Genomic DNA, 22,888 nt, shown 5'->3' on the forward strand with positions numbered 1-22,888 from the left:
GATCTCTGGTCACGCCATTCTGTGTCGAGGCTAGCTCCTGAAACGGCCTAGCTTCGGAAGACTGGCGCGTTGGGGTCCAACGCGGCCTGGTACTCATCGCGCATCTTGTCCCCGCCTTCGCTCTTCCAGCGCTTGACCGCGTCCTTGAGCTCGTCGATCTTCGCCCGGCCTGTGATGATGTCCACCACTTTGTCGCGCAGCTGCTTGGTGATCTTGGCACCCACCTTGGCGTTGGTGTCCGAGTAGGAACCGTTGGTGGGATTGCGCCAGGCGAACTCGAGGAGTTTCTCCTCCTGCTGGCTGACGTAGCGGGTGTCGTCGTCGAATCCGGGGTTGAAGATGACGTTCTCCGGGCTGGACATGATGTTCAACGCCGACACCAAGCCGGGTGCGTTGGTGGTCCCTGTTTCCGTGCGGACCGGGTTGCCGGCGGCATCGATGGTGTAGTCCTGGCCGAGCTCGCCGAAGTTCTTCTGCATGTACTCGACGGTTCCGAAGGGTGCCGACAGGTAGTTGATGAGTGCCAGCAGTTCGCGGATCCTGCCTTCGTCGGCCTTCTTGAACGGGGTGAATCCAACCGTGCCGTAGCCCATGTCATAGACAGGCTTGACCTTGCCGTCGGCGCTGAAGGGGATCAGGATGTCGAACTGTACGTCCTTGTTCAGCGCACGGTAGCTGCGGATGTCGTGTGGACCCACGACAACCTGCGCCGCCACGCTGCCGTTGGCCACGCGGGAACGGATATCAGTGGCCTTGGAGTCCGGGTAGAAGACACCTGCTGCGAACATTTTGGCGGTGAACTCGACGCCGGCCAGGTATTCGTCGGTCTCGTACAGGTGCGTCAGGGTGCGGTCCTTGTTGACCGCCCAGCTGTTCGGGGCGCCGAACCACTCAGTCACCATGTGCAGGGCGTTGATGTAAGCCGGTTCCAGGGCGTATTGCTGGTCCCCCGGACGCGTCAATTCCTTGGCTTTGTCCAGGAATTCATCGGCATTGGCCGCTTCAAAGCCGCCCACTTTCGACCAGACATCGTGATTGCCTACGTATACCTGTCCGAACGGGGTGCTCGGGATGGGGGCTCCCCAGATCTTGCCGTTCACGACGGCGGTCTTCCAGGAATCGGGCTTCAGTGCGGCCAGGTTGGGGTACTCAAGGACGGCGTCGCCGGAGAGGTACGGCGTCAGGTCCTGGAACTTGGCTTCAAGCATGGGACCGACGTTGGGAATGCCCTGGTTCGGCGGAACCCACATCATGTCCGGGAGATCGTTGCTGGCCAGGACGGTAGCGAACTTCGCAGGGTAGCCGTCTCCGATATCTTCGGCGATCTGCAGTTCCAGGTCGCCGCCGAGCTTGGTGTTGAGCCGCTGCCAGAAAGGATTGTCCTTCAGGCCGGGGCTCATGGTGTCGAAGGTTTCGGTCAAGCCGGTGACCTTGCCCTTGAGCGGCGGCGTCTTCACGGACTGCACGGCTGTGGGCAGCTTGAAGTAACCGGACTGCAGGCCCTTGGCGTTGCCGGCGATGTCCGGGGTGACGCCGGTGAATTCCTTGTAGGTGGGCAACTTGACCGAAGCGGAGGCAGCGGCGCCTCCGTTGCCGCCGGCTCCGCCGCCACCGCAGGCGGACAATCCGGCAGCGGTCACGGCCAGGCCCGCGAGGCCAAGGAAACCGCGGCGGCTGAATCCAGCCTGTGAGGAAGTGCTCGTCATGGCATAACCCTTTCTGGTTATTTGCTTCATGGTGTGGGTTTCAGTTCTTTCGGGCTCCGCGGGTGCGGGTTAGCCCTTGACGGCGCCGGTGATGACGCCCTTGGCAAAGTGCTTTTGGAGGAACGGGTAGACCATCAGGATGGGGACCAGGGCTACGACCACCACTGCCATTTGGATGGACTGCGGCGGAGGGGTTGTAGTGATGCCGAGCTGGTCGGCCGCGCCGCTCCCCTGGACCACGAAGTTGCGGAGCAACAGCTGGATGGGCCATTTGCTGTGGTCGTTGATGTAGAGGAGTGCGTTGAAGAATGAGTTCCAGAAGCCCACCGCGTAGAAGAGGCCGACGACGGCGATCACGGCTTTGGAGAGCGGCATCACGATGCGCCACAGGATTTGCCAGTCGTTGGCGCCATCGATCCTGGCACTTTCGATCAGTTCGCCCGGAATGTTCATGAAGAACGAGCGCATCACCACAAAGTTGAAGGCTCCAAAGATGCCCGGAAGGATCAGCGACCACAGGGAGTCCAGCAGGCCGAGTTGACGGATCATCAGGAACGACGGGATCAGTCCCGGTGCGAAGAGCAGCGTGAAGAGCACTGCCAGGATGACGGGCCTGCCGAAGAGGACCGAACGGCTGGTGGCATAGGCCATGGTGATGGTCACGAACAGCGCCAGAATGGTGCCGACCGCGGTGATCAGCACGCTGACCCCAAGGGATTGCAGGACCATGGGGCCCTTGAAGATGGTGGCGTAGGCCTCCAGCGTGGGGCGTTCAGGCCACAAGACGAAGCCTCCTGCCTTGACCAACTGCTCCGTATCGGCCAGGGACGTTGAGACCACCAGCAGGATGGGAGTGAGGATGGACAAGCTGAACACGACCAGGACCACTGCCTTGACCGTTTGGTACAGCGCAGATGGCTTTTCTTTCCACACCGGGCGCTTGGGGTTGTACGTCAGTTCCCTGGGTTTCTTGCTAAACAATGGTGTTGCCATGAAATTCTCCTTGTGCGGCAGCCCCGCGGGCTGGCATGACTTTCAGCGCGCTTGTTTTGCGAAGATTCCGTCTTCGCCAAAGCGGTGGGCAAGTTTGTTGGCTCCGTAGATCAGCAGGGCACTGACAACGCCCTTGGCCAAGCCGGCAGCAGCACCCGAGCTCCACCCGCCACCCACTACGCCGGTGTAGTAGGTGAAGGTGTCCAGGACCTCGGCCGCGCCGGCTCCGACGGCGTCCCGTTGCAGGATGAACTGCTCGAATCCGACCGAGAGGATGTCGCCGATGCGCAGGATGAGGAGCAGCACGATCACGGGGCGCAGGCCGGGGAGGGTAATGTGCCACATCCTCCGCCACCTGCCGGCACCGTCGGCGGCGGCGGCTTCATACAGCGAGGCATCGATGCTGGCCAGGGCTGCGAGGAAGATGATCATTGCCCAGCCGGCGTCCTTCCAGATCATCTGGACCACGACCATCACGGGGAAGGTCTCCGGGTTGGTCATGAAGGGAATGGGCTCCATGCCCCAGTCACGGAGCAGGTTGTTGACGAAGCCGGCCCCGCCCAGCATCTGCTGGAAGAACGCGATAACCAGTACCCAGGACAGGAAGTGCGGGAGGTACGCGATGCTTTGGAAAACCTTCCGGACCCGCGTGCTGACGAGCGAATCCACAATCAGGGCCAGTACCAGCGGCACCGGGAAGAGGAAGACCAACTGCCAGGCCGCCAGGTACAGGGTGTTCCAGAAGGCGTGGATGAAGTCGGGGTTGCCGAACAGGTCCACGAAGTTCTGCCAGCCGACCCAGAGGCTGTCACCGATGCCGAGGTATGGCTGGTAGTCCTGGAAGGCGATGACGTTGCCAAGGATGGGGATGTAGAAGAAGAGCAGAAGGAAGAGCACTCCCGGGACCATCATGAGCAGCATCTGTTTGTCCCGCCTCAGCCGGGACCGGAAGCTCTGCTGCGGGACCTTGTTCCTCTTCCGCTTCTTCGCACCGGCTCCGGCGGTCTTTCCACCTGCCCGGGCGGGGACTCGGCGAGCTTCGGGCAATGCCGGAGCCTGTTCCGTCGTCGGGTTCATGCTGTCTCCTCAAGTGTTGAGCGAAAGCCATCAATGTGATTCAACCCACGCTCGTTAACCGTTTAACAAACCATAAGTGACGCTGGTCTCTTTTTGCAAGATCATGATCGAAACTGCTCGCAGAAATCAGCTTTCATCATTTTCGACGGCGGGCAGGTGCCAGTAGGATGTGTTGAACGGGGCGCCCGGTGGGAAGCCCGCGCCGCGTGGAACAAAGCCGCGTGGAACAAAGGAGATCGGTGTGGCAGATTGTTGTGCCCCGGGCCCGGGTGCCAGGGATCATTCGACGCCCAAGCTGTCTTTGCCCCTGTCCCAGGTGAGTGGCGCCACCGGCGCGGACACCGGCGTCGGGATATCCGGGCATGGGAAGCCTTCCACCCCCGCGGCCACGGACGGCGACGTCCGGGTTCCGGAGGGGACTTTCGCCATGGGCGACCCGTTCGGAGAAGGCTATGCGGCGGACGGCGAGTCCCCGGTGCACCAGGTTCGGATGCCGGCTTTCAGGATCAGCGCCACAACCGTCACCAACCAGGAATTCGCGGCATTCATCGATGCCACCGGATACCGCACCGAGTCGGAGATCTTCGGGACATCGGCCGTGTTCCACTTGGCTGTCAAAGCGGACAGGAAGGACATACTCAACAGCGTCGGAAACGTCCCGTGGTGGCTGAATGTCCGCGGAGCCGACTGGGCCCACCCTGCCGGTCCGCTTTCCCACTGGAGCGAAGCAGCGGACCACCCGGTGACCCATGTGTCACACAACGATGCCCTTGCCTACTGCGGATGGGCCGGCCGCCGGTTGCCCACCGAAGCCGAATGGGAGTACGCGGCCCGCGGAGGACTGTCCGGGCAGCGCTACCCCTGGGGCAACGAACTGCACAGTGACGCGCCGGGACAGGCGGCCCACCATTGCAACATCTGGCAAGGCGACTTCCCGGCCCGCAACGACCTCGACGACGGCTATCTCACCACAGCCCCCGCGCGGTCCTTTGCCCCCAACGGCTACGGTCTCTACCAAACCAGCGGGAACGTGTGGGAGTGGTGCAGCGACTGGTTCTTGCCCAAGTACTACAAAACGTGCTTGGCACAAGGAACGGTGGAGAACCCGCAAGGGCCTACCATCGGCCGGGGCAAGGTGATGCGGGGCGGCTCGTACCTCTGCCACGACTCCTATTGCAACCGCTACCGCCTGGCCGCGCGAAGCTCAAACACACCGGAGTCGGCCAGCGCGAACCTCGGCTTCAGGACCGTAGCTCTGTAGCCTGCCTGGGTCCGTGCCCGCGGTGCCCGCCCATGAGACCGTGCCCACCCATGAGACCGTGCCCACCCTTGATGCCGGCCGGCAGCTCACCGGCGACGATCTTTGTTGCGGTCACGGTGCCGCCGTCCTTGATGCCGCTGATGTGGACCTTGTCACCGGCTTTCAGCTCGGCAGCCGTCACCGACGGCAATGCAGGCTTGCTCTTGCCGTTGCCATTGCCGTTGCGGAGCTGCGACACGTCAGCGGGAATCCTGGCGATCCTTGTGTCGGTGTTGATCGCATACCCCTGGGTGAAGCCGTCTTCGCTCTTCACCGTGATGTCGGAGCCACTCACCGAATCAATGGTTCCGGCCTGGGTGAGGACGGTCCGGTAGCTCCCGTCCGGCTGCTTGACGACGTGTTCGCCATGAATGGCCTGGCCCCGGGCCGCCTGGGATGGGGCCGCCTGGGATGGCTTGGCGGAAGCAGAGGAACTTGGCGTGGCTGAAGGTCCCTGCGTCCCTGAAGGGCTCTGAGTGCCGGCCCACACGGCAGCGCCTCCGGCGCAGGTCAAGGTGACAGCGATTCCGCCGGCAAGAAGGGCCTTCCGAAGGCCCGGTTTGAGAGTGGCCATGCATCCATTGTGCGCCCAAAACAAAGCAGGCCGCAGCATCAACTGCGGCCTGCTTTGTAGGGAAATACAGGCGTCTAGCCCTCGACGCCGAGCTTCTCCAGGATGAGCTCGCGGACACGGCCTGCGTCTGCCTGGCCACGGGTGGCCTTCATGACGCCGCCAACAATCGCGCCGATGGCCTGGATCTTGCCGCCACGGATCTTCTCCGCGACGTCAGGCTGTGCCGCCAGGGCGGCGTCGATGGCTTCCAGGAGGGGACCGTCGTCGGACACGACCGCCAGGCCGCGCTTTTCAACGATCTCCGCCGGAGTTCCTTCGCCGGCGAGGACGCCGTCCAGGACCTGCGTGGCCATCTTGTTGTTGATCTTGCCGCCCTCGACGAGCTTGTTCAGCTCGACGATGACCTGCGGCGTGACGCCGAGCTCGGAAGGATCGACGTCGGCCACCTTGGCGCGGCCGACGATCTCACCCATCCACCACTTGCGGGCAACATCGGCAGATGCGCCGGCGGCAATGGTTTCCTCGATCGAGTCCATGACCCCGGCGTTCACGACATCGCGGAACTCCAGATCCGAGTAGCCCCAGGCTTCCTTGAGGCGCTTGCGACGCTCAGCAGGCGGCTCGGGAAGGGTGGCGCGCAATTCCTCAACCCACTCGCGGGAAGCGACGACGGGAACCAGGTCCGGCTCCGGGAAGTAGCGGTAATCGTCAGCGTCGGACTTGGGCCGGCCCGACGTCGTCGAACGCGTGTCCTCGTGCCAGTGGCGCGTCTCCTGGATGACCGGTTCACCGGACTCAAGGACCGCGGCGTGGCGCTGGATTTCATAACGTACGGCGTGCTCGACGGCGCGCAGGGAGTTGACGTTCTTGGTTTCCGAACGGATGCCGAAGCGTTCACGGCCATGCGGCCGCAGCGAGACGTTGGCATCGCAACGGACGTTGCCGCGCTCCATCTTGGCATCGGAGACGCCGAGGTTCTTCACGATCTCGCGGACGGCCGCGACGTAGGCCTTGGCGAGTTCAGGGGCGCGGCTGCCGGCACCCTCGATCGGCTTGGTGACGATTTCCACCAGCGGCACACCGGAGCGGTTGTAGTCCACCAGGGAGTAATCGGCGCCCTGGATACGGCCCGCAGCGCCACCCATGTGGGTCAGCTTGCCGGCGTCCTCTTCCATGTGGGCGCGTTCGATCTCCACGCGGAAGACCGTGCCGTCCTCCAGCTCGATGTCGAGGTAACCGTCATAGGCGATCGGCTCATCGTACTGCGAGGTCTGGAAGTTCTTGGGGGTGTCCGGGTAGAAGTAGTTCTTCCGGGCGAAGCGGCAGGACTCGGCGATCTTGCAGTTCAGAGCCAGCCCGATTTTGATGGAGGACTCCACAGCGGCCTTGTTGACCACCGGAAGAACGCCGGGCATGCCGAGGTCAACTTCGTTGACGTTGGTGTTCGGCTCGTCACCGAAGACGTTGGGTGCCGAGGAGAACATCTTGGTCCTGGTGTTGAGTTCCACGTGGACCTCGAACCCCAGGACGGGATCGTACTTCTCCATGGCTTCTTCGAAGCTCAGGGTTGCGTCGACGGACATTAGTTGGAACCTCCGGCGGTGTTGGACGTTGCGCCAAGGGCAGCACTTTTCAGTTCCGGCGCCTGCGCCAGAATCGGGCCGCCCCACTTCTCTTCAAGGATGGACTCGAGGACCGCACCCACGCGGTACAGACGGGCATCTTCGCGGGCCGGAGCCAGCAGCTGGATGCCGACGGGCAGGCCGTCCTCATCAGCCAGGCCACCCGGCAGGGACAGGCCGGGGATACCGGCGAGGTTCGCGGGAATCGTGGCGACGTCGTTCAGGTACATGGCCAAGGGATCATCAAGCTTCTCCCCCAGCTTGAACGCCGTGGTGGGCGCCGTCGGGGAGATCAGGACATCGGCTTGGGCAAAAGCGGCGTCGAAGTCACGCTGGATCAGGGTGCGGACCTTCTGCGCGGAACCGTAGTAGGCGTCGTAGTAACCGGCGCTCAGCGCATAGGTTCCCAGGATGATGCGGCGCTTGACCTCATCGCCGAAGCCGGCAGCCCTGGTGGCACCCATCACGCGTTCGATGGTCATCGGACCGTCCTTGGGCAGGACTCGCAAGCCGAAGCGGACGCCGTCGAACTTGGCCAGGTTGCTGGAGACCTCGGACGGCATGATCAGGTAGTAGGCACCCAGGGCGTACTTCAGGTTGGGGCAGGAAACCTCGACGATTTCCGCACCGGCGTCCTTGAGGATCTGGAGCGACTCGTTGAAACGGTTCTCGACGCCGGCCTGGTAGCCCTCGCCGTGCAGCTCTTTGACGATGCCGATCCTCATCCCGGCGACGTTGCCCACGCGGGCGGCGGCAACCAGGTTGTTGAAGGGATCGGTCAGGGACGTTGAGTCGAAGGGGTCGTGACCGCCAATGACTTCCTGGAGCAGGGCCGAGTCAAGCACGGTACGGGACACCGGGCCGATCTGGTCCAGCGAGGACGCCATGGCGATGGCACCGTAGCGGGAAACAGCGCCGTAGGTGGGCTTGACGCCGACGGTTCCAGTGACGGCACCGGGCTGGCGGATGGAACCACCGGTGTCCGTGCCGAGCGCCAGGGGCGCTTCGAAAGCGGCGACGGCGGCCGCGGAGCCACCGCCCGAACCGCCGGGGATGCGGTCCAGGTCCCACGGGTTGCGGGTGGGCCCGAACGCAGAGTGCTCCGTGGAGGAACCCATGGCGAACTCATCCAGGTTGGTCTTGCCCAGGATGGGCATCCTGGCCGCGCGAAGCTTCTTCACCACAGTGGCGTCATACGGGCTGTGCCAGCCCTCAAGGATCTTCGAACCAGCGGTGGTCGGCTGGCCAATGGTGACAATGAGGTCCTTGACCGCGATCGGCACGCCGGCAAGGGCGTGCAGTTCCTCGGCAGCGGCACCGCCGGCAGCGCGGGCAGCGTCGACGTCGGCGGCAACGGCCAAAGCCTCTTCGCTGTTAACGTGCAGGAACGCATTAACCTGACCATCGACGTCGGCAATGCGGTCGAGGTGCGCCTGCGTCACCTCGACGGCGGAAACTTCGCGGGCGGCCAGCTTGGCTGCGAGGTCGGCAGCGGAGTGGCGGATGAGTTCGTTCTTCAGCTCAGTCATAGTGATTAGTCCTCATCCAGGATTGCCGGGACCTTGAAACGGTTCTCGAAAGCATCCGGAGCGCCGGACAGCGCCTGTTCGGCCGTGAATGTGTGACCCACGACGTCCTCACGGAACACGTTGGTCAACGGAATCGGGTGCGATGTCGCCGGAACATCGTCCCCGGCAGCCTCGCTCACGCTCTTTACCGAATCCACGATGACAGCAAGCTCAACAGCCATCCTGTCCAGTTCTTCGGCACTCATTTCAATGTGAGCCAGACGCGCAAGATGCGCGACGTCGTCACGGTTGATCGCAGCCATGGATCTCCCCTGCAAAGTTCAAATGGTTTTCCGAACCAGTCTACTTGGCTGTGCACCGGCTTCAGCGCCGGTTCAGGTGCTGCGCGTTCAGCTCCTCCAGTTGCGCGTCCGTCAGTTCATCGAAACCGCGCGCCTCACGTTTGTCGCTCCTGGAGAAACGGATGAACATGAGGATGATAAGTGGCAGATCGACGATTTCGCAGATGAACCACAGGACATCCCCCGCCAGTTGCTGGTCGCGTAGCGGGTCCGGGAACCACCCCGCCATGGCCTGGGTTGTCATGACGTGGTCCAGGACCTGGCCGTTGAGACGCAGCAGGATACCCGGCACGGCATCTGCCAGAAGCTCAATGAAAACGAACACGAACTCCAGGGTGATGTACGCGCTGGAGCGCTGGAAATCCGCTTCTTCGATGATGGGCAGGGCCATCAGGAGGCCCAGCAAGGGAATGCAGACGGTCAGCAGGGTTTCGGCCAACGGATCGGCACGCAGCGCATGGAAGGCCGGTGTCAGGAAGGTGGAGAAAAGCGCCAATCCGATCAGCGGGGCGGCCAGCGAGTTGCTGAAGAAGCGCACAACGCGGTGGGCCAGCACTGCGTTCAGCACCGCTGTGCCGGTGTCTGGCAGTGCCGCACGGGCCAGCGTGATCGGCCGGCCCAGCCCCAGCAACAGTGGGACGCCAAAAAGGAGCAAGGAGACTTTGAGGGTAAATGCCCAGCGAAGATCGGCACTGTGGACCCCGGTGAATCCGCAGCAAAGGACAGCCATGGATCCCAGGCCGGGACCGTAGAACGCAGCCGCCCGCCAGAGGGGCCATCTATGGCCGTTCCTGGTGGCGGCCCTGATCCCCAGGCCGTAGAGCACGCCAAACGTGCTGATCATTGCGACGGCTGCCCAGTCGATTCGCCAGGCACTGCCAAGGAGTTCAAGTGGCGGCACCAGCCCATGATATTCCCACCGCCTGAGCAGTTGGCCGATGGGGGAAATTCCCAGAATGGCTCAGTAATATGAGCCGCTTCTGACCCCCAAGGAAAGGCCGGCCCTGTGCAAGGTCGTCACGAAAGTCCCGACCCCAACCGCTCCGACCCAGCTCTTGCTGCCTACCCCGGGCAGGGAAACCTGGTTGACGGCAGCCTCGGTTCGCCCACCCGTAAACGTCGCCGCTGGCTGCGGCTCGGCGTCCTGGTGATAGCCGCAGTCCTCCTCGGTGTGCTGTGCTTCGGCGGCTATTGGTTGTGGCGGTTGCAGTCCAACATCTCCACGAGTGCGCTGGGAGCCGGAGGCGCCCGCACCGAGGGCCCGGTTGATGACCGCAAGGACCGGCTCCAGATCCTGGTCCTGGGCAGCGACACCCGCAGCGGCAAGAACAGCCAGTACGGTACGGCGGACCAGTCTTCGGGCTACGGTCAATCGGACGTCATGATGCTGGTGGATATTTCGGCAGACAACAACAACGTCAATGTCATCAGCTTTCYCCGCGACCTCATGGTGGATGTTCCTGAATGCCAGGACCAGGCCACCAAGCAGCAGCACGCTGCCCGTGAGGACGCGATGATCAACAGCGCCATGGCCGAAGCCGGCATTGGCTGCGCCGTGGATACCGTCAACAAACTAACGGGCCTGGAAATCGACCACTTCATGATGGCGGACTTCAATGCCGTCAAGGAACTCTCCACCAAGGTGGGAGGCGTGGATGTCTGCGTCAATGCGGATGTCTACGATCCCGATTCCGGACTGCGGCTTCCCAAGGGAACTTCCCAGGTGGAAGGCGACCAGGCCCTGGCGTTCCTGCGCACCCGGCATGCTTTCGCCGACGGCGGGGACTTGGGCCGCATCCAGGCCCAGCAGGCCTTCCTCGGCTCACTGGTGCGCAAGCTCAAATCCGAAGGCACGCTGACCAACCCGCAAAAAGTGCTGGATATCGCTGACACGATGACCAGCAACCTCACAGTGGACACCGGTTTGTCCTCCGTTCCGGCACTGCTGACCATCGCGGACCGGCTGAAGAACATCGACCCCGCAAAGGTCAACTTCATCACCGTACCTACTGTGCCCGCGCCGTCCGACCCCAACCGGCTGGCCTTGGCGGAGCCGGCGGCGTCGCAACTTTTCTCCGCCCTCCGGCAGAGCGCCGACCTCAGCCAGGGTGCGGCCCCTACGGCTGAGCCTTCCAGCCCGCCCGCCAAACCTTCCTTCGACAAAGCACTCCAGCCGGTTTCCGTTGCCAACGGCACTTCCGTGACGGGCCGGAGCAATGCCATCGCCGCGACGCTGGCCGCCGCCGGCTACACCAGGACAACCCGGCTGCAGGCCCAGCCACAAACCCAAACGATGATTTACTACCAGGCCGGTTTCGACGACGTCGCAACCGACATCGCCGCCATGTTCGGACTTCCGGCTACCAGCGTCCAGCAGGCCGCCGGCATTGAGGGCGTCCAGCTCTACGCAGGCGAGGACTTTGCCTCGGGCGACAAGCCGGTCCCGGCCCCGGCGGAGGGAAGCATTCCGAGCCAAACGGCAAATGACCAGACCTGCCAGGCAACAAACCCGGCAGGCTGATCATTTACAGCGGCGTATTCGGCGGTGCCGCAGCTTGTAGTCGAAGCTCGCGGCACCTGCGGGCGGTCAGCCGATGCCGATCGCTCCGGTCAGGACACCTACGGCCAGCATGACGATCGAGATGACAGCGGTGCGCCAGAGCACCTTCTTGTGGTGGTCGCCCAGGTCGACCTTGGCCAGTGATACCAGCAGGAGGATGGCCGGAACCAGGGGGCTCTGCAGGTGGAACGGCTGGCCCGTGATGGAAGCACGCGCCATGTCGGCGGCGCCGACTCCGTAGTGGGCTGCGGTTTCGCTCAGGACCGGCAGGACTCCGAAGTAGAAGGCGTCGTTGCTCATGAAGAAGGTCATCGGGATGCTCAGCAGGCCGGTGATGACTGCCATGAACGGGCCCATGTCCGCGGGGATGACCTGGACCAGCCATTCGGACATTGCCTTGACCATGCCCGTGCCGTTCAGCACACCGGTCAGGACAGCGGCTGCCATGACCATGCTGACCACGGCGACGATTGACGGCGCGTGCGCAATCAGCTGCGCGCCCTGGTCCTTGACCTTGGGGAAGTTCACCAGCAGGGCGATGGCTGAGCCGACCATGAAGACGAAGGGCAGCGGAACGATGTTGGCAACCAGGGTCACCATGACGGCAACCGTGAGGCCCAGGTTGAACCAGAACAGCTTGGGACGCAGCGTGGTGCGGTTGGGGTCCAGGGCCGTGTCGGCCATGGCGGTGTCGTGGTCGTCCACCAGGGTTTCGGGACGCTCAAGAACGGCGACGCCGGAACCTCCGCCGGTGCCGGGCTTGCCTGCCGTGCGGCCGAAGCCGAAGCGGCCCTTGCCCGAACCCGATGCGGAGCCCGTGCCGGAAGCTGCGGCGAGTGCGCCACCGCGTGAAGTGCCGCCGTCGAACGCTTCGGACGGATCAGCGACGTCGCCCCAGATTTCGGGAGCAGTGGTGCGGAGGCGGTTGCGTTCCTGCAAACCGAGCAACCAGGAGAAGACCAATACAACGATCAGGCCGACGATCAGGGACGGAACCATGGGGACGAAGACGTCGTTGACGTCGAGCTTCAGGGCTGTGGCAGCACGTGCGGTGGGGCCGCCCCAAGGCAGGATGTTCATGGTGCCGTTGGCCAGGCCTGCCACACAGGTCAGGACCACGGGGCTCATCTTGAGGCGCAGGTACACGGGGAGCATGGCGGCGGTAGTAAGGATGAAGGTGGTGGAGCCGTCCCCATCGAGGGACACTGCGGCGGCAAGGATGGCGGTGCCGAGGACAACCTTGGCGGGGTCGTTGCCCAGCTTGCGGAGGATGAACTTCACCAGGGGGTCAAAGAGTCCGACGTCGATCATGAGGCCGAAGTAGATGATGGCGAACATCAGCAGCGCCGCCGTGGACGTCATGGACTTCATGGAATCCATGACCATGGGACCGATACCGAGGCCTGCCCCGGCGAAAAGGCCGAAGACGGTGGGGACGATGATCAGCGCCAGGACGGGCGTCAATTTTTTGGTCATGATCAGGACCATGAATACCGCAATCATTGCGAATCCAAGCAAAACCAGCACGGCCGGCTCCTTACTACTGTGAATGGCGCCACGTCGGTGTGATGCGCACTACAGACATTAGGGTGGCGTCCGTCACCGGCAGGGGTTTCCGGGAATTGTTGGGAATACTGCTCGTTGCGAACGTTTTGCGCATTATGCTCAATGCTTCAATGGATCTGGAGGAAAGGAGTGACGGTGCCCCGCAACAACAGAACCAGCATGCGCTTTTCCACCCAGACCCTCCTCCTCCAGCTCGGGGTGGTACTGCTGGTAGTCCTGCTCAGCGGCATCGTCCACGCCTGGCTGGTGTATGAACGGATCGGTGACGAAGCAGAAAACCAGGCCCTGACCCTGGCAAGGACAGTTGCCGCCGATCCCGACATCCGCGCGGACGTCCAGGCCATCAGCAAAGAAGAGGGCACCCCGCCGCCCGACGTCCTCGCCGCCGGCCCCCTCCAGAACGCGGCGGAAGCAGCCAGGGTCCGGACCGGCGCGCTGTTCGTCGTCATCACGGACGAAACCGGGCTGCGGCTCGCGCACCCGGACACCGCACGCCTCGGTGAACGGGTCAGCACCGATCCCTCAGTGGCCCTCGCCGGCGAAGAAATCACCACACGCAATACCGGCACACTGGGGCCTTCCGCCGGTGCCAAAGTGCCCGTCTACTCCCCCGACGCCCCGGGCACAATCGTGGGCGAAGTCAGCGTGGGATACTCCGTGGAGTCCCTGACAAAGAGCCTGGTGCGGGACATCGCGCCCATCGCCCTCACCGCCGGCGGCGCCCTGCTCGCCGGTGTCCTTGCCTCGTTCCTGCTCCGCCGCCGGCTCCAGCGGCTCACCCTCGGCTTGGAACCTGAAGAGATCAGCACCCTGGTCCATGACCAGGTTGCTGTGCTCCAGGGCGTGGATGATGGCGTGATCGGCATCGCGGCCGACGGCCGGATCTCGGTATTCAATGCAGCCGCTGCCAGGCTCCTGGACATCCCTGATGCGACCGGCCAGGACTGGACCTCGGCCAACGTCCCGGAACAACTCAAGCAGCTCACGCGGCCGGCAGCGCGGGACGCCGAAGCCGTTGAAATCGTGGCCGGCGAACGGGTCCTCGTGGCAAGCGCACGCAAGGCGTGGCACCGGAAGGAAGACCTCGGCTGGGTGGTCATGCTGCGCGACCGCACCGAATTGCAGCAGCTGACCCGGCAACTGGATGCTGTAGGCACCATGTCCACCGCGCTCCGTGCCCAGCGCCACGAATTCGCCAACCAGCTGCACACCATCGCCGGATTCATGAGCATCGGCCAGTACGACTCCGCCAAGGAGTACCTGGCCAGGATTTCAGCCACCGGGCCATTGAAATTCCCGGTGGAGCAAGCCGAACTGTTGCAGGATCCCTACCTCCAGGCCTTCGTCGGCGCCAAGGGCGTGGAAGCTTCCGAACGCGGCGTCGCCCTGCGGATCGGCCCCGAAACCCTGGTGCGCGGGCACGTGGCAGACCCCCAGGACGTCACCACCGTGCTCGGCAACCTGATCGACAACGCAGTGAGCGCCGCCGTCGCCGGGTCTGCCGCGGAGCGCTGGGTGGACATAGAACTGCTGGACGAGCAAAGCCCCGGCGGCGGCGCGCTGCACATCGTGGTGGCGGACTCCGGCGACGGCTTGGGTGGCCTGGAACCCGAAGAGGTTTTCGCGGAGGGCTTCACGACGGCGGAGCAACCGTCACGTCCGGGGGCCGGACAGGGTTTGGGGCTTGCGCTGGTACGGCAGCTGGCGCGTCGGCGCGGCGGCGATGTCCGCGTCCTGGAACCGGGAACCGCAGGAGGGCCCGGTGCAGTGTTCATGGCCACCATCCCCGGAGTGATGGACGGCGCCGGATCCGGAACCACCGGATCCGACTCAACGATGAGGGAGGACAACGGTGGCTGAGGACCTGAGGGTGCTGATCGTGGATGACGACTTCCACGTGGCACGGCTCCACGCTGCATACGTGGATTCAGTGGCGGGTTTCATGGCCCTGGCTCCGGCCGGATCTGTGTCCCAGGCACTCCAGGCGATCCACAGCCTGCGGCCGGACCTAGTGCTGCTGGATGTCTACCTGCCCGACGGATCCGGGCTGGATCTCCTGGGCCAACTGGACGTGGACGCCGTGATGCTCACCGCCGCTTCTGATGCCCAGTCCATCAAAGTGGCCTTCCGCAGGGGCGCTTTGGGGTACCTGCTCAAGCCATTTACTGCAGAGTCCTTATCGCAGCAGCTCAGGTCCTATGCCCGCTATCGCCGGATCCTGGGACAGCAGACCGCCATCGACCAGACCACCATTGAGCGGGCCAAGCGTTCCCTGATTCCCGGCGACGTCGCTCCTGCTGCTAAACCGCGGTCCGCCACCGAGGCTGCAGTCCTGGAATCCCTGCTCCCCGGCGAACAGTATTCCGCCGCGGAGGTCGCGGAACGGGTTGGCGTTTCCCGGGCCACAGCGCAAAGGTACCTGTCTTCGCTCGCGGACGACGGCGCCGTCGAGATCCAACTGCGCTACGGAACCACCGGCCGCCCGGAACACCGCTACGGCATTCCGGGCTGACCCGGCAGCCCACAAATCCGGTTTGCCGCGCTGCTACGCGGACTTCTGGGCCACCAGCTCGATCTCCACGAGCATTTCCGGATCCAGGAACGGCAGTACGTGGACCAGTGAGAGCGTCGGGCGGATCTCGCCGAAGACCTCGCCGTGCGCGCGGCCGGCATCTTCCCACTTGCTGATGTCCGTCAGGTACAGCTTGGACTGCACCACGTCTTCGTAGGAGAAACCGGCGTCTTCCAGGACCGTCCCCAGCTTTTCGAGGATGTACTTGGTCTGGGAGTAGAAACCGTCGCCCACAATCGCCGGTTTGCCGTCCACGGTCCCGCTGGCAGCCGTCGCCGAAATGAAGAGGGTGTTGTCCACCTGGACTGCGCGGGAGTAGCCAAGGGTCTGCTCCCAGACCGAACCCGTACCGAATGTCTTGCGCATGCCGCGCCTTCCTGTCGTTGCGCCCGGCCCGGTGACCGGCGCTTCGAAGGAAACTTTATGACTGCCCGAGCTCGAGCCTGTAAACGAACAGTTTTATGTCGGTGCCGGGCACGAACCAGTCGCGATGCGGTGCGCGGTCAAAGCCGGTGCGGGCGTACAACGCGTTGGCGCTCTCCCAGGTGGCGCCCGTGGTCAAGGACACGGCGTTGATACCGTCCATGGCTTTGGCTTGGTCGACGACGGCCTGTACCAAGGCGCGCCCCGCGCCGGAGCGCTGGACAGCCGGATCCACCACAAGGGTGCGCAGTTCCAACTCGTCCTCAAGGCCAATGTCCGAAAAACCCCCGCCGGCCGGAGCAGCCGTGACGGAGCCGATGACCTCGCCGTTGCGCTCAGCCACCAGGATATCTGCGTGCTCTGCGCGGCCGGCCACGTCCTGAAGCTTCTGCAGGTACGGGTGGTCGGCATCGCCGTAGTACCCCGCGGTGACGTAAGAGTCCTGCGTAATCCGGGCAACGGCGTCGTAGTCTTCGGGCAGGGCGGGACGGACGGTAATCGGCGAAAGCACCTACCAATGGTAGTCGCGCCCCACCCATCCAGGTCACCAAAGGCGGCTTTCCGTGATGGAACTATCACCTCTGGTCACAGCACGACGCCGGATGGCCGACTTGCGCAGCCGTGTGGCGGAACCTCCCGCGGCGCCTTTCTGTTGCCTCCCGTGGCGTTCAATGCCGTTCCGTTGCGCCCGGTGAACCCCGGTTTCGCGCTGTTGCGGGCACATGTCGGGCTGCTGGCGGTGCTCTTCGCGGACGTGCTTATGTTGCCACACACCCGCCCCCACACCGTCCTGAACCGAGGAGAAACCATGACCCCGCCAGACCGCCAACTGCACCTCAACGCCTTCCTCATGAGCACCGGACACCATGAGGCCTCATGGCGCCTTCCGGAAAGSGACCCCTTTGCCTCGACCAAAATAGAGCACTACCAGCACCTTGCCCGTACCGCGGAACGGGGGAAGCTGGACTCCATCTTCTTCGCCGACTCGCCCGTCCTCTTCGGCGAGGTAGGCCGGCGGCCGGCCGGAAAACTCGAACCGACAGTGCTCCTGACAGCCATCGCCACGGCCACGGAAAAGATCGGCCTCATCGCTACAGCCTCCACCACCTACAACGACCCCTTTAACCTCGCACGCCGTTTCGCCTCCGTGGACTGGGTCAGCGGCGGACGCGCAGGGTGGAACGTGGTGACCACGGCCGGCCCTGACGCGGCACGGAACTTCGGAGTGGACGACCAGCCCGCACACGCAGTCCGCTACGAACGGGCAGCCGAGTTCATCGAAGTGGCGCAAAAGCTCTGGGACAGCTGGGACGACGACGCCATTCTTGCCGACAAGGCCGACGGAGTGTGGGGCGACGATAAGAAGATCCGCGTCATTGACCACGAAGGCAAGCACTTCCGGGTCCGTGGACCCCTTAACGTCCCCCGGTCACCGCAGGGGCACCCACTGATTGTCCAGGCAGGATCCTCCGAAAACGGAAAGAACCTGGCGGCGCAGTATGCCGAAGCCGTCTTCACAGCACATCAGACGCTGGCAGATGCCCAGGACTTCTACTCGGACTTGAAGGCACGCACCGCGGCTACGGAACGCGATCCGAAAGGGATCAAGATCCTGCCCGGCATCGTCCCGGTGATCGGTTCCACCGAAGCCGAGGCCCTCAAGCTGGAGCGGGAGCTTGATCACCTGATCAAGCCCGAGTACGCGCGCGAGCAGCTTGCCCGGACACTGCGGCTTTCACCCGAGGACCTTCCCTTGGACCGGCCACTGCCGGCCGACCTGCCGTCGGAGGACGACATCGAAGGAGCCAAGAGCCGGTACACACTGATCGTCGAACTGGCCCGCCGGGAGCAACTGACCGTCAGGCAGTTGATTGCCCGGCTCGGTGGCGGCCGGGGCCACAGGACGTTCACCGGCACGCCGGAACAGGTTGCGGATGCCATCCAGGAGTGGTTCCATGCCGGCGCGGCTGACGGTTTCAACATCATGCCTCCGGTCCTGCCTTCCGGCCTGGAAGTTTTTGTTGACCAGGTGGTGCCGATCCTGCAGGAGCGCGGTCTGTTCCGCACCGAGTACACGGCCTCCACGCTGCGCGGACATTACGGTCTGGAACGGCCCGTCAACCGCTACGCCGGAACGGCAGCGCAGGAGCTGACCTCCATCGGTTCGGCCTTCTAGTCCAGTCCATCTAGTCCAGTCCATCCGCTGCGGTGATCACCGCTTTGGCCAGCTCCACGATGGGCCCTCAAGCGCGCCGAGGCCCTTGATCCTGGTCTCGCCCATGTCCTTGTAGAGTTCGTGCTCGTGTGCCGACCCGCTGGCCCGGAGTGCCGTGAGCAGGGCTTCGGAGTGCGTCACCACGATCACCTGGCTGTAGGCGCTGGCTTGGACAATCAGTCCGGCCAGCGCCGGCATCAGGTCAACGTGGAGACTGGTCTCCGGTTCATTGAGCACCATGAGTTCCGGAGGCCGGGGAGTCAGCAAAGCGGCAGTGAGCAGAAGGAAACGCAGGGTTCCGTCGGAGAGCTCCGCGGCTTTCATGGGCCGGAGCATTCCGGGCTGTTTCAGCTCCACACTGAACCTGCCGTCATTGACCGCAATCTCCAGCCGGCTTCCGGGAAAGGCATGGTGCACGGCGGCGTCCAGTTTCTGCTCGAAACCCACCTCGCGGAGGGTCTGGAGCGCGGCCGCGAGGTCCTTGCCGCTGTGGTGCAGCACAGGGGTACGGGTCCCGATCTGGGCTTGGCGGGCCGGTGCGTCCGTGTCGGTCCGAAAATGATCATAGAAGCGCCATGAACGGACCGAGTCCCGAACCCGCAGTACCTCCGGTGCCCGGTCCTGGTCCGACACTTCCGTGAGCATGCTTTGGAAGGTATCCAGGCGGCGCGACAGCTCGGTCCATTGGCCCTCGGCGTCACGGAGCCTGGCCAGGCTTCCTTTACGGTCCACCAACAAGGAGCCAGGCCTGGCGACCGGCCCTGAGAATATCTGCTCCCGCTTGATTTCGGGATCGAGTCCGAACGCCGAAGGCCTCGGGCGACCGGTTTCCTGGTCAAATCCGATGCCGCCGGGCACCGGCATGCCAAGATCCACCAGATAGCCGAATTCGTCCCCGGAATAGCCCAGTTTCAGGTTCACGGACTCCCGGCGGACAGTGCCTTGGACAGGAACTTCACCCCGGCGCATGGCGTCGCTGATGTTCTCCGGCCCTGCCCAGAGTGTCGATGACAAACCGCCATCCCTGGCCAGGGAGCCCACCACGTTTCCGGAGTCTCCCCCGGCGCATTCGGCCAACAACCGCAGGGCCCGGTACAGCGACGACTTGCCGCTGCCGTTGGCCCCGGTCACGACATCCAGGCCGTGAAGCTCGATGGCCAGATCCCGGATGGAGCGGTAGTTGGCGATGGCGAGTGTCTTGATCACGGAACGGTTTTCCTCCGGGGAAGTCGGATCACAGGGAAACCCGGGTCACGGCGAAATTCCGTCACAAGGGGAATTTGCCGGAAAGTTCCAAGGCACCAGCACACATCCACGCCGCCAGGCGATCCTCCGTGCTGGGCCCTCCATCCAGCGGACTCCTCAGTCTGGGCCGGCGAACCCAGCACCCCGCTTCTTCTGCGATCAACGCACCCGCGGCAAAGTCGTGTTCGTTCAAGCCACGCTCACCGTAGGCATCGAAGGTCCCGTCTGCCACCAGGCAAAGATCCAACGCCGCGGAGCCCAGGCGGCGCACATCCGCGAACCCCTCCATGAGCTCAGCCAGACCTGCCGACTGATCGGCCCTGGTCAGGGGATCGTAGCTGAAACCGGTGGCCAGGATCAGCCCTGTCCGGCCCGGCACGGGCCCCGACAAGGAGATGGTTTGCCCTCCGGTTTCCAGTTCCGCTCCCTGGCCCCGGGCTGCTGAGTACACGCGTCCCAAGGCAGGTGCGTGAACGACGCCGGCCAGCCATACGCCGTCGGAATCCGCCACGGCAACCGAGGTGGCGTAGTAGACAATGTTCCGGATGAAGTTGGTGGTCCCGTCCAGCGGGTCGATGGACCATCGGTAGCGGGAAGGCTCCGCGGGACGCGTGGTTCCGTGCTCCTCCCCCGTGATGGTGTCATCGGGCCGTTCGGACAGGATCGCCTCGCGGACCGCATTCTCCGCCGCCTCGTCAAAGGCGGTGACCCAGTCGCCGGCCTCGCCCTTGTTGGTGGTCTCCAGGCCGTGGCCTGCCGTACCGCTGACCGAGCGCCCGGCCAGCACGGCAGCCCCTGCGGCTGCGGCGCGCTTGGCAACGGCCAGTAACTCTGTGGTGTCCGTCATTCTGTTTCAGCCTCCGCCGCTGTGGCTTCAGGGTCTGCTTCGGCTTCGGGCTCTGCTTCGGTCTTGGCCGGTCCGTTGGCCAGCAGCTCACGGAATCCGTCCTCATCCAACACCGGAATACCCAGTTGCTCGGCCTTGTCCAGTTTGGTGCCGGCACTCTCGCCGGCCACCAGGTAGCTGGTGTTTTTGGAAACGGATCCGGAGGCCTTGCCGCCGCGGATAATGATGGCTTCCTTGGCCTCATCCCGGCTGAAATTGGGCAGGGTTCCGGTGACGACGACAGTGAGTCCATCAAGGGTCCGCGGCATTGAGGTATCCCGCTCGTCCTCCATCCGCACTCCGGCTGCAGCCCAGCTGTCCACGATGTCGTTGTGCCAGTCCACAGCGAACCATTCCTTGAGTGCCGCCGCGATGGTAGGGCCTACGCCGTCAACATGGGCAATCTGCTCTTCAGTGGCGCTGCGGATGGCGTCCATGCTGCCAAAGGCGGTGGCCAGGGCCCGGGATGCCGTAGGACCTACGTGCCTGATGGACAGAGCCACCAGCACGCGCCACAGTGGCTGCTTCTTGGCCTTCTCCAGCTCAGCGAAGAGCTTCTCCGTGGTGGCTGTGGGCTTCGACGGCGACTTGGCTGTTCCCTTTGTGTAGAAGTACGGAACGAGCTCGTATTCACCGGTTCCCACACCCTTGGAACGCTTTTCACGACGGATCTTCACGTCCGCCAGGGCTTCACGGGTCAGGCTGAACAAGCCGGCCTCGCTCGTCAGGGGCGGGGTCTCGGGCTCTGCCGGCTGGGTGAGTGCGATGGCGGCTTCCCAGCCCAGGGCTTCGATGTCGAAAGCACCGCGGCCGGCCAGGTGGAACACGCGCTCACGGAGTTGGGAAGGGCAGGACTTGGCGTTGGGGCAACGGATGTCCACGTCGCTTTCCTTCGCCGGTGCCAACGGAGTGCCACAGGACGGGCACTCGGTGGGCATCACGAATTCGCGCACCGGAGGATCCTGCTTGTCGCGCAGTGCCAGCACGGGCCCCACGATTTCCGGGATGACATCGCCGGCTTTGCGGAGGATCACGATGTCGCCGATCATGACGCCCTTGGCCCTGACCACATCCTGGTTGTGCAGGGTGGCCATCCCCACTGTGGAGCCGGCCACTTTTACGGGTTCCATCAATCCAAAAGGAGTCACGCGTCCTGTGCGCCCAACGTTGACCGCAATGTCCAGGAGCTTGGTGTGCACTTCCTCCGGCGGGTACTTGTACGCTGCGGCCCATCTGGGGACTCGGGAGGTGTACCCGAGGGCGCGCTGGGTGGCGAAGTCGTCGATCTTGACCACAATGCCGTCGATCTCATGCTGAAGGTCGTGACGGTGAGTTCCGTAATGGGCGATGAACTCAAGCACTTCCTCAAATGAGCCGAGCACTTTGAGGTAGGGGCTGACCGGGAGACCCCACTGCTCCAGCAGCTTGTAGGTCCCGGACTGGCTCTTCGCTTCCAGACCTTCGCGCGCACCGATGCCGTGCACGTACATGCTCAGGGGTCGCTTGGCTGTCTCGGCCGGGTCCTTCTGGCGCAATGAACCGGCCGCGGCGTTGCGCGGATTGGCGAGGGGCGCCTTGCCCGCGGCCACGAGTGTCTCGTTGAACTCCACGAACGCTTTGGAGGGAATGAACACCTCCCCACGGATTTCCACTTCCGAGGGGAATCCGGAGCCACTGAGTTCCCGCGGGATCTCCTTGATGGTGAGCACGTTATGGGTGATGTCTTCACCGGTGGTGCCATCGCCACGTGTAGCGGCACGGACCAGTTTGCCGTCCCGGTACAGGAGGTTCACGGCGAGCCCGTCGATCTTCAACTCCGTCAGCCACGCAATGGGTGGAACGCTTTCCCCGAGTTTCGCCACGGAAGCCTCGGCCTTCCGGACCCAGGCCTCAAGTTCTTCCAAGGAGAAGACGTCATCCAAGCTGTACATGCGCTGCAGGTGTTCCACGGCAGCGAACGCCGAGGAGACTTCCCCGCCCACTTCCTGGGTGGGGGAATCATTGGTGACGAGTTCCGGGTGGAGAGCTTCGAGTTCCTCGAGGCGACGGTAGAGTTCGTCGAACTCCGCATCGGAAACCGTGGGCGAGTCCTCCTGGTAATACGCATACCGGTACTTGCGGACGAGGTCTGCCAATTGCTCATGCTCGTCCCGCAAGGACTCCGCGGGCGGTGCTCCCTCCCCCTCCACGGCAACAGCCGGGGAGTGGTCACCTGTGGTTTCTACCGGATTCGCAGTTTCTGGTGTGCTCACAGGTCTATCTTGCCGCAAGCCACCGAC

Annotated in this window: 19 protein-coding genes; 5 read left to right on the forward strand and 14 right to left on the reverse strand. The window is 63.9% G+C overall.

Annotated elements, in window-relative coordinates:
• Positions 1-47: 47 nt before the first annotated feature.
• From AB4Y81_RS08680 to AB4Y81_RS08690, 3 genes are all read right to left on the reverse strand, one after another.
• Positions 48-1,706 (reverse strand): hypothetical protein, encoded by a 1,659-nt coding sequence (locus AB4Y81_RS08680; RefSeq protein WP_055975045.1) that lies wholly within the window; start codon positions 1,704-1,706, stop codon positions 48-50.
• Positions 1,707-1,775: 69 nt separating this feature from the next.
• Positions 1,776-2,699: a carbohydrate ABC transporter permease gene (locus tag AB4Y81_RS08685; protein WP_018777431.1), complete on the reverse strand. Its 924-nt coding sequence runs from the start codon at positions 2,697-2,699 to the stop codon at positions 1,776-1,778.
• A gap of 42 nt (positions 2,700-2,741) precedes the next feature.
• The gene (locus tag AB4Y81_RS08690) at positions 2,742-3,776 is read right to left on the reverse strand and encodes an ABC transporter permease (RefSeq protein WP_441995677.1); all 1,035 of its coding nucleotides are present in this window, start codon (positions 3,774-3,776) and stop codon (positions 2,742-2,744) included.
• A 241-nt stretch (positions 3,777-4,017) separates the two neighbouring features.
• Here AB4Y81_RS08690 and AB4Y81_RS08695 point away from each other — a divergent pair, with 241 nt between their 5' ends.
• Entirely contained in the window at positions 4,018-5,037 is a 1,020-nt protein-coding gene (locus tag AB4Y81_RS08695; RefSeq protein WP_441995678.1) for a formylglycine-generating enzyme family protein, read from the forward strand.
• Here the strand turns inward: AB4Y81_RS08695 and AB4Y81_RS08700 are convergent.
• The 5 genes from AB4Y81_RS08700 to AB4Y81_RS08720 form a co-directional block, all read right to left on the reverse strand.
• Positions 5,018-5,650 carry a DUF5666 domain-containing protein gene (locus AB4Y81_RS08700; RefSeq protein WP_064721851.1) on the reverse strand — a complete coding sequence of 211 codons (633 nt, stop codon included), beginning with the start codon at positions 5,648-5,650 and terminating at the stop codon, positions 5,018-5,020. The genes AB4Y81_RS08695 and AB4Y81_RS08700 overlap by 20 nt on opposite strands.
• Positions 5,651-5,724: 74 nt before the next feature.
• Entirely contained in the window at positions 5,725-7,233 is a 1,509-nt protein-coding gene (gatB, locus tag AB4Y81_RS08705; RefSeq protein WP_441995679.1) for an Asp-tRNA(Asn)/Glu-tRNA(Gln) amidotransferase subunit GatB, read from the reverse strand.
• Complete coding sequence (gene gatA / locus AB4Y81_RS08710) at positions 7,233-8,801, reverse strand: Asp-tRNA(Asn)/Glu-tRNA(Gln) amidotransferase subunit GatA (RefSeq protein ID WP_064721852.1); 1,569 nt, start codon at positions 8,799-8,801, stop codon at positions 7,233-7,235. Before gatA ends, gatB begins: the two co-directional genes overlap by 1 nt.
• Before the next feature lie 5 nt (positions 8,802-8,806).
• On the reverse strand, positions 8,807-9,103 hold the full coding sequence (gene gatC / locus AB4Y81_RS08715; protein WP_018777425.1) for an Asp-tRNA(Asn)/Glu-tRNA(Gln) amidotransferase subunit GatC: 297 nt from the start codon (positions 9,101-9,103) through the stop codon (positions 8,807-8,809).
• Positions 9,104-9,164: 61 nt separating this feature from the next.
• Entirely contained in the window at positions 9,165-10,043 is an 879-nt protein-coding gene (locus AB4Y81_RS08720) for a cytochrome c oxidase assembly protein (protein ID WP_441995680.1), read from the reverse strand.
• 105 nt (positions 10,044-10,148) lie between these two features.
• Between AB4Y81_RS08720 and AB4Y81_RS08725 the strand changes: the two genes are divergently transcribed.
• Complete coding sequence (locus AB4Y81_RS08725; protein WP_441995681.1) at positions 10,149-11,663, forward strand: LCP family protein; 1,515 nt, start codon at positions 10,149-10,151, stop codon at positions 11,661-11,663.
• Between the two features lie 66 nt (positions 11,664-11,729).
• Here the strand turns inward: AB4Y81_RS08725 and AB4Y81_RS08730 are convergent, their stop codons facing one another.
• Positions 11,730-13,229 (reverse strand): CitMHS family transporter, encoded by a 1,500-nt coding sequence (locus AB4Y81_RS08730; protein ID WP_441995682.1) that lies wholly within the window; start codon positions 13,227-13,229, stop codon positions 11,730-11,732.
• 198 nt (positions 13,230-13,427) lie between these two features.
• On the opposite strand from AB4Y81_RS08730, the gene AB4Y81_RS08735 reads away from it, so the two are divergent.
• Both AB4Y81_RS08735 and AB4Y81_RS08740 read left to right on the forward strand, forming a co-directional pair.
• The gene (locus AB4Y81_RS08735; RefSeq protein WP_441995683.1) at positions 13,428-15,128 is read left to right on the forward strand and encodes an ATP-binding protein; all 1,701 of its coding nucleotides are present in this window, start codon (positions 13,428-13,430) and stop codon (positions 15,126-15,128) included.
• A complete protein-coding gene (locus tag AB4Y81_RS08740; protein ID WP_018777420.1) occupies positions 15,121-15,780 on the forward strand; it encodes a response regulator in 660 nt (219 codons plus the stop codon). The genes AB4Y81_RS08735 and AB4Y81_RS08740 overlap by 8 nt, the downstream gene beginning before the upstream one ends.
• Before the next feature lie 33 nt (positions 15,781-15,813).
• Here the strand turns inward: AB4Y81_RS08740 and AB4Y81_RS08745 are convergent, their stop codons facing one another.
• Together AB4Y81_RS08745 and AB4Y81_RS08750 are read right to left on the reverse strand one after the other, a co-directional pair.
• Entirely contained in the window at positions 15,814-16,206 is a 393-nt protein-coding gene (locus AB4Y81_RS08745; protein ID WP_018777419.1) for a RidA family protein, read from the reverse strand.
• 55 nt (positions 16,207-16,261) lie between these two features.
• On the reverse strand, positions 16,262-16,774 hold the full coding sequence (locus AB4Y81_RS08750) for a GNAT family N-acetyltransferase (protein WP_055975024.1): 513 nt from the start codon (positions 16,772-16,774) through the stop codon (positions 16,262-16,264).
• Positions 16,775-17,071: 297 nt separating this feature from the next.
• Between AB4Y81_RS08750 and AB4Y81_RS08755 the strand changes: the two genes are divergently transcribed.
• Positions 17,072-18,439: an LLM class flavin-dependent oxidoreductase gene (locus AB4Y81_RS08755; protein ID WP_441995684.1), complete on the forward strand. Its 1,368-nt coding sequence runs from the start codon at positions 17,072-17,074 to the stop codon at positions 18,437-18,439.
• Positions 18,440-18,475: 36 nt separating this feature from the next.
• Here the strand turns inward: AB4Y81_RS08755 and AB4Y81_RS08760 are convergent, their stop codons facing one another.
• The 3 genes from AB4Y81_RS08760 to ligA form a co-directional block, all read right to left on the reverse strand.
• Complete coding sequence (locus AB4Y81_RS08760; protein WP_275778740.1) at positions 18,476-19,684, reverse strand: AAA family ATPase; 1,209 nt, start codon at positions 19,682-19,684, stop codon at positions 18,476-18,478.
• Between the two features lie 61 nt (positions 19,685-19,745).
• Positions 19,746-20,570: an inositol monophosphatase family protein gene (locus tag AB4Y81_RS08765; protein ID WP_441995685.1), complete on the reverse strand. Its 825-nt coding sequence runs from the start codon at positions 20,568-20,570 to the stop codon at positions 19,746-19,748.
• Positions 20,567-22,861: an NAD-dependent DNA ligase LigA gene (gene ligA, locus AB4Y81_RS08770; RefSeq protein ID WP_441995686.1), complete on the reverse strand. Its 2,295-nt coding sequence runs from the start codon at positions 22,859-22,861 to the stop codon at positions 20,567-20,569. Before ligA ends, AB4Y81_RS08765 begins: the two co-directional genes overlap by 4 nt.
• Positions 22,862-22,888: the final 27 nt, after the last annotated feature.

Source organism: Paenarthrobacter sp. TAF1 (assembly GCF_052113825.1).
In the GTDB taxonomy this organism is placed as follows: Bacteria; Actinomycetota; Actinomycetes; order Actinomycetales; family Micrococcaceae; genus Arthrobacter; species Arthrobacter nicotinovorans.

Coding starts and splice junctions, on each gene's coding strand:
- AB4Y81_RS08690 (WP_441995677.1), bottom strand. CDS start 3,776: ATGAACCCGACGACGGAACAGGCTCCGGCATTGCCCGAAGCTCGCCGA.
- AB4Y81_RS08680 (WP_055975045.1), bottom strand. CDS start 1,706: ATGACGAGCACTTCCTCACAGGCTGGATTCAGCCGCCGCGGTTTCCTT.
- gatB (WP_441995679.1), bottom strand. CDS start 7,233: ATGTCCGTCGACGCAACCCTGAGCTTCGAAGAAGCCATGGAGAAGTAC.
- AB4Y81_RS08765 (WP_441995685.1), bottom strand. CDS start 20,570: ATGACGGACACCACAGAGTTACTGGCCGTTGCCAAGCGCGCCGCAGCC.
- gatA (WP_064721852.1), bottom strand. CDS start 8,801: ATGACTGAGCTGAAGAACGAACTCATCCGCCACTCCGCTGCCGACCTC.
- AB4Y81_RS08745 (WP_018777419.1), bottom strand. CDS start 16,206: ATGCGCAAGACATTCGGTACGGGTTCGGTCTGGGAGCAGACCCTTGGC.
- gatC (WP_018777425.1), bottom strand. CDS start 9,103: ATGGCTGCGATCAACCGTGACGACGTCGCGCATCTTGCGCGTCTGGCT.
- AB4Y81_RS08735 (WP_441995683.1), top strand. CDS start 13,428: ATGCGCTTTTCCACCCAGACCCTCCTCCTCCAGCTCGGGGTGGTACTG.
- AB4Y81_RS08685 (WP_018777431.1), bottom strand. CDS start 2,699: ATGGCAACACCATTGTTTAGCAAGAAACCCAGGGAACTGACGTACAAC.
- AB4Y81_RS08700 (WP_064721851.1), bottom strand. CDS start 5,650: ATGGCCACTCTCAAACCGGGCCTTCGGAAGGCCCTTCTTGCCGGCGGA.